The sequence below is a fragment of the Candidatus Chloroploca sp. Khr17 genome, from assembly GCF_004138165.1.
Taxonomy (GTDB): domain Bacteria; phylum Chloroflexota; class Chloroflexia; order Chloroflexales; family Chloroflexaceae; genus Chloroploca.
Genome location: NZ_RYFF01000099.1, coordinates 1 through 8771, shown reverse-complemented (window position 1 = coordinate 8771; position 8771 = coordinate 1). Strand labels below are relative to the sequence as shown.

Annotated in this window: 7 protein-coding genes and 1 CRISPR repeat array; all 7 genes read left to right on the top strand. The window is 59.5% G+C overall.

The window, feature by feature from the left end; translation table 11 throughout:
* Positions 1–171: 171 nt before the first annotated feature.
* The 7 genes from EKD05_RS24620 (at position 172) to cas2 (ending at position 6551) form a co-directional block, all read left to right on the top strand.
* Positions 172–810: a hypothetical protein gene (locus EKD05_RS24620; protein ID WP_129678160.1), complete on the top strand. Its 639-nt coding sequence runs from the start codon at positions 172–174 to the stop codon at positions 808–810.
* Positions 811–814: 4 nt separating this feature from the next.
* Entirely contained in the window at positions 815–2116 is a 1302-nt protein-coding gene (locus EKD05_RS24615) for a TIGR02710 family CRISPR-associated CARF protein (protein ID WP_129678158.1), read from the top strand.
* Positions 2117–2254: 138 nt separating this feature from the next.
* A complete protein-coding gene (locus tag EKD05_RS24610; RefSeq protein ID WP_097655189.1) occupies positions 2255–2626 on the top strand; it encodes a PH domain-containing protein in 372 nt (123 codons plus the stop codon).
* Between the two features lie 297 nt (positions 2627–2923).
* On the top strand, positions 2924–4096 hold the full coding sequence (gene csx2 / locus EKD05_RS24605; protein ID WP_129678156.1) for a TIGR02221 family CRISPR-associated protein: 1173 nt from the start codon (positions 2924–2926) through the stop codon (positions 4094–4096).
* 374 nt (positions 4097–4470) lie between these two features.
* Positions 4471–4854, top strand: coding sequence for a CRISPR-associated protein Csx15 (gene csx15 / locus EKD05_RS24600; RefSeq protein ID WP_129678154.1), 384 nt, complete (start codon positions 4471–4473; stop codon positions 4852–4854).
* Between the two features lie 20 nt (positions 4855–4874).
* Positions 4875–5897 carry a CRISPR-associated endonuclease Cas1 gene (gene cas1, locus EKD05_RS24595; protein ID WP_129678152.1) on the top strand — a complete coding sequence of 341 codons (1023 nt, stop codon included), beginning with the start codon at positions 4875–4877 and terminating at the stop codon, positions 5895–5897.
* A gap of 372 nt (positions 5898–6269) precedes the next feature.
* Entirely contained in the window at positions 6270–6551 is a 282-nt protein-coding gene (cas2, locus tag EKD05_RS24585) for a CRISPR-associated endonuclease Cas2 (RefSeq protein ID WP_129678148.1), read from the top strand.
* 443 nt (positions 6552–6994) lie between these two features.
* Positions 6995–8707: a CRISPR direct-repeat array (repeat unit 37 nt; unit sequence ATCAGAGAGACCTCCCCGCAACGCAGGGGATGACGAC).
* Positions 8708–8771: the final 64 nt, after the last annotated feature.

Here is an 8771-nt window from a genome sequence, read left to right as displayed (position 1 = left end):
GCAAGCCGGCCCGTGTTTGTTCGGTGTGGTTACCCAAAATCGGGTTGGACGATCTGGCTGGGTAGTCTAAACGTCAATATATTGACCCTCGTATTTTTAGTGTTGGCGATCTTCGTTACTGGGAAGAAATCGTGAAGTCGCAAGACTTAGAGGAAGAGGAAGACAATGACAATGGCTGATTTTGAGGTAGCTTACCGTCTCGCAGCAGACTTAGCAGGCGCAAAAGTTGATGTCAATGAGGCCCAGAAGGTATTGGCTTATGTCCGTACTCAAGATGAGGGCCGTGCTCTCTTCGATTATCTGCGAACTATTAATGACAGTGGTGGTGAAGTCATAGTGATTCGCTCGAACCAGACGCTAGACTATTATCGACAATTACAGATCGCTTGTGAACGGCACTTGCGTCCGTTACAGAATGACTTCAATAGCTTGATCCAGACATTTGCTTGGAGCCTGCGTCTATTACGCTACTATCGGGCAGTACCAGATGTTTTGCCGTCTGCTCTGCAACCAAATACCTCAGATGAACCTAAACATGAGCGTAAAAATGAACCTGCCTTTGCTGTCCCAGAGGTTGGTGATATCTTTACCGACAAGATTTTAGAGGTGGGTGAAGCGGGGGTCGTGCTTCAGGTGCCTGGCTTTGCGGTTGAAAAGGTTGTTGCGCTGATAACGCCAGAGCATAAGGGTACGCGTAAGTATCGGGCCAACAAAGATACGGCTCGTGTTGAGGTGATCGGTGTGCGCACGCTGAAAAATGGACGGGTGATGCTTGACGTGAAGCCCGCACCGCGTCCAAAGAAGGAGTAAACCCATGCCTACCATTCTGCTCGTGACCGTTGGTGGTTCGAGTGCGCCAGTTGTTGGTGCAATTGCTGCCTATCAGCCGGATTATGTTGCGTTTATTGCCTCAAAAGACCAGCCCGATCCGCCCCGTTCTGGGAGCTATGTGACGGTGGATGGCCCTGGTGAGCCGTGTGATGTGCGCCCTGAGCAGAAGTGCCCGCATTGCAAGACGGTGATTGCGCCGCGCCAGAGCAAAGCTTCGCTGGTGGCGCAGGCCGGGCTTGCACCTGGTAGGTATGAGGTTGTTCAGGTTGAACCTGATGATCTGAATGATGCGTATGGTACGTTGCGCACCGTTTTTGCCGATCTGCGTCAGCGTTTTCCTCAGGACGATCTGGTTGCTGATTATACTGGCGGGACGAAAACCATGTCGGCGGCGCTGATGCTGGCGGCACTGGAACGAGGTGATTGCAGTTTGTCCTTGATGACGGGTCAGCGTAGTGACCTGCAACGCGTGGATGATGGCACGGAACTGGCGACGGCGGTTGATGCGCGGAGTTGGCGGGTGCAGCGGAGTCTTGCGCTGGCCGAAGAGCTGTTTGATCGCTTTGATTACGCGGCGGCTCAGCGCAGTCTTGAGGGGGTTGTGCGCGATGTTGGCCTGACTCCTCTGTTGCGGGCTTCCGTGCAGCGTCGTGTCCAGCTCTGCCGGGGCTTTGATACCTGGGATCGTTTTGACCATGCAGGCGCTTTTACGCTGCTGCAATCCTTTGCACAGGCGCTTGGCCCGACCTGGCAAGCCTTGCTTGCGCTGACCGGGCGCGGCAAGACGACGGGTTTTGCGCCGGTCTTTGACCTGTTGCAGAATGCCGAGCGGCGGGCGGCTGCATCGCATCATCGCTTTGACGATGCCGTAGCGCGGCTCTACCGGGCGATTGAGTTGCTGGCGCAGGTGCAACTTGAACGACGGCATGAGCTTCGATCTGGCGATCTCGACGTGGCGAAGTTGCCCGAAGCCCTGCGTCCAACCTATGAAATGCGGCGGCATGAGGGCAAGGTGCGTCTGGGGCTTCAGGATAGCTATGCCCTGCTGGTGGCCTTGAATGATCCGTTGGGGGTTGCGTTTACCCGCGTGCAAGGCCCGCTTGCCAATGCGTTGCTGAGTCGTAATCAGTCGATCTTGGCCCATGGGTTGACACCGATCACCGAGCGTGAGTACCGGTCGCTTGCCGAACACGTCGAGACGTTGCTGATGGTGGCCGCTGAGCTAGGGGTGCGTCTGGGTCAACGTCCCCGACAGTTTCCGCCGATGCGTGATATTCTGCCCTAAGACAAGGATTTAGGAGCTAGAAAATAGGAAATAGCCGAGCGCATCAGGATGCGATGGATGCCTCCAAACTGTAAAGTAGCCTGAAACCTTGCCTAAGGTTATGACGCTCCGTATCGGAGCCTATAAGGAGTTCACCATATGTTCCAGGGTCTGTTTGGCAATGCGTCTGAGGTTGATGCGGCGAAGCTTGAGCAAGAGCTTGGGCCGCTGTTGGTTGAGGGTGAGCAGTTGGTGCGCGGCTTTCGGGTGCTGCGCGATATGTTTGTCTTTACGTCCAAGCGCTTGATCTTGATCGATAAGCAGGGCACGACGGGGCGAAAGGTCGAGTACCATTCGATTCCGTATAAGGCGATTACCCATTTTGTGGTCGAAACCGCAGGTACGTTTGATGGCGATGCCGAGTTGAAGATCTTTCTTTCGAGCAATCCGGTGCCGATCGAGCGTGAGTTTAAGCGTGGTACCGATATTGTTGGGGTGCAGCGGACGTTGGCGACGTTTGTGTTGGGGTGATTGGGTATCGGGTATCGGGGATTGGGTATCGGGTATCGGGTGTCGGGTGTCGGGTGTCGGGTGTCGTGGCACGGCGGACGCGGCGGGCACGGCGCGATCGTAGGGCCGAAGCACGCGCGACGCCCGGCGCGTGGTGCAACCCACGCGCGTGGGGCGCGTGCTTCGGCCTTACGGCCATGGGGTGGGCACGGGGCCATCGGGCATCGGGGATCGGGGCACGGCGGTGTCGGGGCACGGCGGCGCCGTGCCCGTACGGGGGGCATCTGGGCACGGTACCACCGTGCCCATACGGGGGGTATGATGCGCAAAGCGATTTCGGCGTTGGGGACAAGCGTGTATCAAGAGACGACCTATTGCTGGGAGGGGCAGTGCTGCACGACGCCGTTTATGGCGGAGGCGACGGTGCGCTTGTTTCAGCCTGATCAGTTGTTGGTTTTGTTGACGCCAGCCGCAGCTCAGAAGACCTATCCTGCGTTGCAGCAGCGCCTCGCCGGGGTGGTGCCGCTGCAGCCGCTGTCGATCCCCGACGGCCACGCCGAGCAGGAGTTGTGGCAGGTCTTTGGCGTCCTGGCCGAGGCGATTGAGCCTGGCGATCAGTTGATTTTTGATATTACCACTGGCTTTCGTTCGTTGCCGATGCTGGCGTTGCTGGCGGCCAATTTTGTGCGTACGGTGCGTCAGGCGACGGTCGAGCGGATGATCTATGGGGCGTTTGAGGCGCGCCACGCTGGTCAGACCCCGATTTTTGATCTGACGCCTTTTCTGGCGCTGCTTGATTGGACGACGGCGACGGATACGTTGCTGCGCTATGGTCGCGCTGATGATCTGGCGGAACAGGTGCGCCAGACGCCCGCTTCGTCGCAGCCGTTCCCCCCTGGGCAGGCTCGTCAGCTTGCCAATCAGCTTGCGGCGTTGACCAGTGCCCTGCAGACGGTGCGCCCCGCAGAGGTGATGGAGAGTGCCGCGCAGTTGGAGCGGCGGCTCGAGGCGCTTGAACCGCACCGGGTGGCTGAACCACAGGTGGCGCCGTTTAGTCTCTTGCTTGACCGGATCGCGACTGAGTATACGCCACTGGCGCTGGATCAGCCGCGCTCGTCGCACCAGGGTGCGGCCGTGCTGCAACGCAAGCTGCGCATGATCCGCTGGTACCTTGATAAGGCGATGCCGGTGCAGGCGATGACGCTGGCGCGTGAGTGGCTGGTCTCGCTCGTGGTGGTGCGCCGTGGGCAGGCGTTGTTTGCGTATCAGGCGCGCACTGAGGCTGAGCAGTGGTTGAATGATAAGCCGGAAGCACCTGTGCTTGATGCGGTGATGCCGGATCGCGTGGTTGTGCGCCAGATCTGGAAGGAGACGATCCAACTGCGCAATGATCTCGCCCATACGGGCATGCGGCGAAGCGCGGCGCGAGCTGCGACGGTGATTCGTAATGCGGAAGGGATCTATGTGCAGTTGCAAGGGTTGGCGGGGTAGGGAGTGGGAAAGGGAGTGTCGGCTTCAGTCGGCTAATGGTTTTACAGGAAATGATCCGCTATGCGCCCAATGCCGTGGGGCTGAAGCCCTCGGCTCGGGGAAGCGAAGCCCGCCTTCGCGGTCTATACCGGATTAATTTCTGGAAGACCATAAGCCGGCACTCCAGAATACCAGGAAATTTAGGTTGCAAATTACTCGGTGGTGTGTAACGTACGTTTTCTGGTAGCGCCGCCGACCACGAATATTGAGAACGAATAAACGAATATGGGCTGCCCCATGCGCTCTTCGCTTATTCGTCCCCCCATTCGTGGTCGGCGAACGACATCAGGAAACTTAATTTCCAGACTACTCATCAAGCAATGAAAGAGAAGGCTATGCTGTTATTAAACTATGCGCATCCACTGACTGAGGAGCAATTGGCCCACCTCGAGGCGTTGGCGGGGGTGCGGCCAGCGGTGCGCAGTCTGGCGGCGCAGGCGGATCGGAGCCAGTCGTTTGCCCAGCAGGCGTGTGCGCTGGCTGATGCGGCGGGGCTTACCGGGGAGGCTTGGCAGACGACGCCGTTGCTGATCAATCCACCAGGTCTGGCGGCGCTGGCGTTGGCGCTGCTGACCGAAGTGCATGGGCGCTGTGGCTACTTTGTGCCAGTGCTCAACATTCGCCCGGTCGCCGGGAGTGTGCCGCCCCGCTTTGAAATCGCCGAAATCATCAATCTCCAGGCGCTCCGCGAAGAGGCACGGACCCGCCGGGGGGCGTAGGCGCGAAGGGAAGGACGCGGATGGCGACGCTTTATATCATTGAACAAGGCGCAAGCGTCAATCTAGAGAACGAGCGCATGGTGGTCAGTCGTGATGGGCAAGAGGTGAGTGCGTTGCCGCTGATCAAGATCACGGATGTGGTGGTCTTTGGCAACTGCTCTTTTAGCCTCCCGACGCTTAAACGGTTGCTCGACCGCGGGGTCGAACTCAGCTTTCTCACGGTACGGGGGCGGTATCAAGGGCGGCTCGTGGGTATGGCAACGCCGCATGTGGGCTTGCGGCGGGATCAATATCGCAAGGCCGACGACCCGGCCTGGGCACTCGATCAGGCGCAACGCATTGTCAATGGCAAGCTGCGCAACTGCCGCGCCCTGTTGCAGCGCTTTGCGCGGAACCGCAGCAGCGTTGATCCCGAAGTGACGAGCACGATCAGCGCGTTGAGTGATTTGAGCGAACGGGTACAACGGACGACCAAGGTCTCGGCCCTGCTTGGCGTGGAAGGAAGTGCCACGGCTCGCTACTTTCGCGGGTTACGGGCTTTATTTGACCCGGCGTGGAACTTCCAGGATCGTAACCGGCGTCCCCCGACCGACCCCGTCAACGCCGCGCTCTCCCTCGGCTACACGCTCTTGCAGCACCATGTGCTGGGGGCTGTGCAGACGGTCGGCTTTGACCCGTACCTGGGCTATCTGCACCAACCCGACTACCACCGGCCTTCGCTGGCGCTCGACATGATGGAAGAATTTCGCCCGCTGATCATTGACTCGCTCGTCTTGCGCTGTTGCAGCGACGGGCGGCTGACGCAAGAAGACTTCAGCGTCGGTGATGACGAAAGCCCCTACGCGGTACGGATGAGTGACGAGGCGAAACGGCGCTTTATCAAAGCCTACGAAGAGCGCGTACGGATCCGGCTGACGCACCCGGAGGGAGCGGATCGCGGGCCAGGCGAAGTAGACTACGCCCGTTGTTTTGAACTGCAAGCGCGGCGGCTCGCCCGGGCTGTCCGGGGTGGCGAGCCGTATCAACCGATGTTTTCGCGTTAGGGGTCAGGGGGCGGGGGTTAGGGGTCAGGGGTTAGGGGTCAGGGGTCAGGGGTCAGGGGTCAGGGGTCGGGGGGCGGGGGTCGGGCGATTGCATCTTCCGTGTAGGCACCCCGCCAGGGCACCCGCAAGGGGTGCCCGTACACCGGATTCGGCCCCCGGCCGGTAGGGGCACCCCTTGCGGGTGCCCTGATAGCGCGTCTTGTTGTATCCGGTTTCGTATGATGCAATCGCCCTGGGGTCGGGGGTCAGGGGTCGGTTTTTTTGACGCAAAGGCGCAAAGGTTTTCGCGGAGGTGAGCTCACCCTTCGCGCCTTCGCGCCTTCGCGTGAGCTTCTTTGCGTAGTCTTGGGTTTAGGGAAGCGCGAGGCGAGCATGCTCTACCTCATCTCCTACGACATCTCGATTGACCGGCGGCGCACCAGGATTGCCAAAATCCTCGAAGGGTTTGGGCAACGGGTGCAATACAGCGTCTTCGAATGTGACCTGGAAGCGAGCCAATACCAGGCCTTATGGAAAAAACTGGCGCGCACCATCCAGCCGGACGAAGGCGACAACCTACGGATCTACCGGCTCTGTGCAACGTGTGCCAGCACCATCGCGGTCATCGGCTCGGGGCCACCGGTTGAAACGAGCCCCGACTTTTACCTAGTCTAGGGGCAATCCTTTGCGAAGAAGGCGGTTTTTTTGACGCAAAGGCGCAAAGGCGCAAAGGTTTTCGCGTCGGTACGAACCCTTCGCGCCTTCGCGCCTTCGCGTGAGCTTCTTTTTTCGCGGAGGCGAGCTCACCCTTCGCGCCTTCGCGCCTTCGCGTGAGCTTCTTTGAAGCGTCGTGGGTCGAGGGGCACGGTCTTTCAAGGTACACCAGCGAGCGCGAAGGCAACGGCGCAAAGCACAACTGAGGGTCGCGACACCGGCAAAAAGAGGCGTCGCGAGCCGTCGCCATACGTCTCATGCCGCGCAAACGCATCAGGAAGGGCTAAAACGGCCTTGGAGCAACCCAAAACAACCAGAAACGCTTTACACAAAACGCCCAAAACAGCCCAACCGCGCAACCACCCCCGATTCAGGGCTTTGCAACGCCCCAAAAATATGCTACTATCAGAGAGACCTCCCCGCAACGCAGGGGATGACGACCTATCCACGGGCTGCGGCACCGTGAGGTAGTCAAGGCATCAGAGAGACCTCCCCGCAACGCAGGGGATGACGACATACTCCGCAGCCGTGCGTCTACAATGTGCTTGCCCATCACTGCCCTCAATCAGAGAGACCTCCCCGCAACGCAGGGGATGACGACTTGCGGTGCACCTCAATATCTCTAAAGGTTCAGTGATCAGAGAGACCTCCCCGCAACGCAGGGGATGACGACTAGTAGGCGTGATCCAGGGCAAGAGCCCTGGGCAAAATCAGAGAGACCTCCCCGCAACGCAGGGGATGACGACCTCGTAGCGGGCCAGGTCGCACGCCAGTACATGCACCTGGATCAGAGAGACCTCCCCGCAACGCAGGGGATGACGACCTTGTGCGGCGCTCTTGACAACACTAACGACCGTCAAAATCAGAGAGACCTCCCCGCAACGCAGGGGATGACGACACTCGGCGTGCCCATCGCGGGCGGCGGCGAGCAATTCACATCAGAGAGACCTCCCCGCAACGCAGGGGATGACGACCGATGGCGAGGGACAGTCGAAGGGAGGAGTGCGTGAAGATCAGAGAGACCTCCCCGCAACGCAGGGGATGACGACAGAAGTAATTGAGCACAGGAGACACGGCAATGACACGATAATCAGAGAGACCTCCCCGCAACGCAGGGGATGACGACATACATTGCAGGGCAAAACATATGCCTTGCATGTGACGATCAGAGAGACCTCCCCGCAACGCAGGGGATGACGACGAACCTGGGGGCTTTACCCTCAGCAAACGCCCGCAGAATCAGAGAGACCTCCCCGCAACGCAGGGGATGACGACTCTTTGAGGTAGACGGCGACCGCTCCGATGGACAGGTTGGATCAGAGAGACCTCCCCGCAACGCAGGGGATGACGACTTTACGGTGGTACGAGGGCGCACCAAAGCACGCCCTCAATCAGAGAGACCTCCCCGCAACGCAGGGGATGACGACGTCAAGGTCGGCAGCAGTTCCCCGTGTTCCTCCGTTTCGACTGTCCAAATCAGAGAGACCTCCCCGCAACGCAGGGGATGACGACATCCTCAACTGGACAACGCCCGCGATCCAGCAAGAGCGCACATCAGAGAGACCTCCCCGCAACGCAGGGGATGACGACTGGTTCTAAGGGCATGAAAGGCGCTCGTTTGCCTTGCGATCAGAGAGACCTCCCCGCAACGCAGGGGATGACGACCAGAGTACGCCTTCCTCTACCGGTTCGAGGACGGGGTGATCAGAGAGACCTCCCCGCAACGCAGGGGATGACGACTTAACCACGTTGTAGACAGCTTCTGTCAACGCCAGATCAGAGAGACCTCCCCGCAACGCAGGGGATGACGACCTCGTCGTCATTTGCAGTGATGCGCGTCATTTCTCTTAATCAGAGAGACCTCCCCGCAACGCAGGGGATGACGACGGCGCTCATTGCCGTGGATACCACGAACGTCCCAGTTTGATCAGAGAGACCTCCCCGCAACGCAGGGGATGACGACTCAAGAGTGAAATGGCCCAGCCTGCCAATAATAACCCTGCATCAGAGAGACCTCCCCGCAACGCAGGGGATGACGACAGCCTATGGCGGCCACGGCGATCACTGGCAAGATCGCGGTATCAGAGAGACCTCCCCGCAACGCAGGAGAGTGGTGCAGAATAGGGGCTGCCATCTGCCGAGCAAAGGCCAAACGGGGTCGCCAACAGGGGGGGGCCGCGC

What these genes read in the sequence shown, in the direction of transcription:
- EKD05_RS24620 (WP_129678160.1), top strand. Translation starts at nt 172, where the DNA reads ATGGCTGATTTTGAGGTAGCTTACCGTCTCGCAGCAGACTTAGCAGGC.
- csx2 (WP_129678156.1), top strand. Translation starts at nt 2,924, where the DNA reads ATGATGCGCAAAGCGATTTCGGCGTTGGGGACAAGCGTGTATCAAGAG.
- cas1 (WP_129678152.1), top strand. Translation starts at nt 4,875, where the DNA reads ATGGCGACGCTTTATATCATTGAACAAGGCGCAAGCGTCAATCTAGAG.
- csx15 (WP_129678154.1), top strand. Translation starts at nt 4,471, where the DNA reads ATGCTGTTATTAAACTATGCGCATCCACTGACTGAGGAGCAATTGGCC.
- cas2 (WP_129678148.1), top strand. Translation starts at nt 6,270, where the DNA reads ATGCTCTACCTCATCTCCTACGACATCTCGATTGACCGGCGGCGCACC.
- EKD05_RS24615 (WP_129678158.1), top strand. Translation starts at nt 815, where the DNA reads ATGCCTACCATTCTGCTCGTGACCGTTGGTGGTTCGAGTGCGCCAGTT.
- EKD05_RS24610 (WP_097655189.1), top strand. Translation starts at nt 2,255, where the DNA reads ATGTTCCAGGGTCTGTTTGGCAATGCGTCTGAGGTTGATGCGGCGAAG.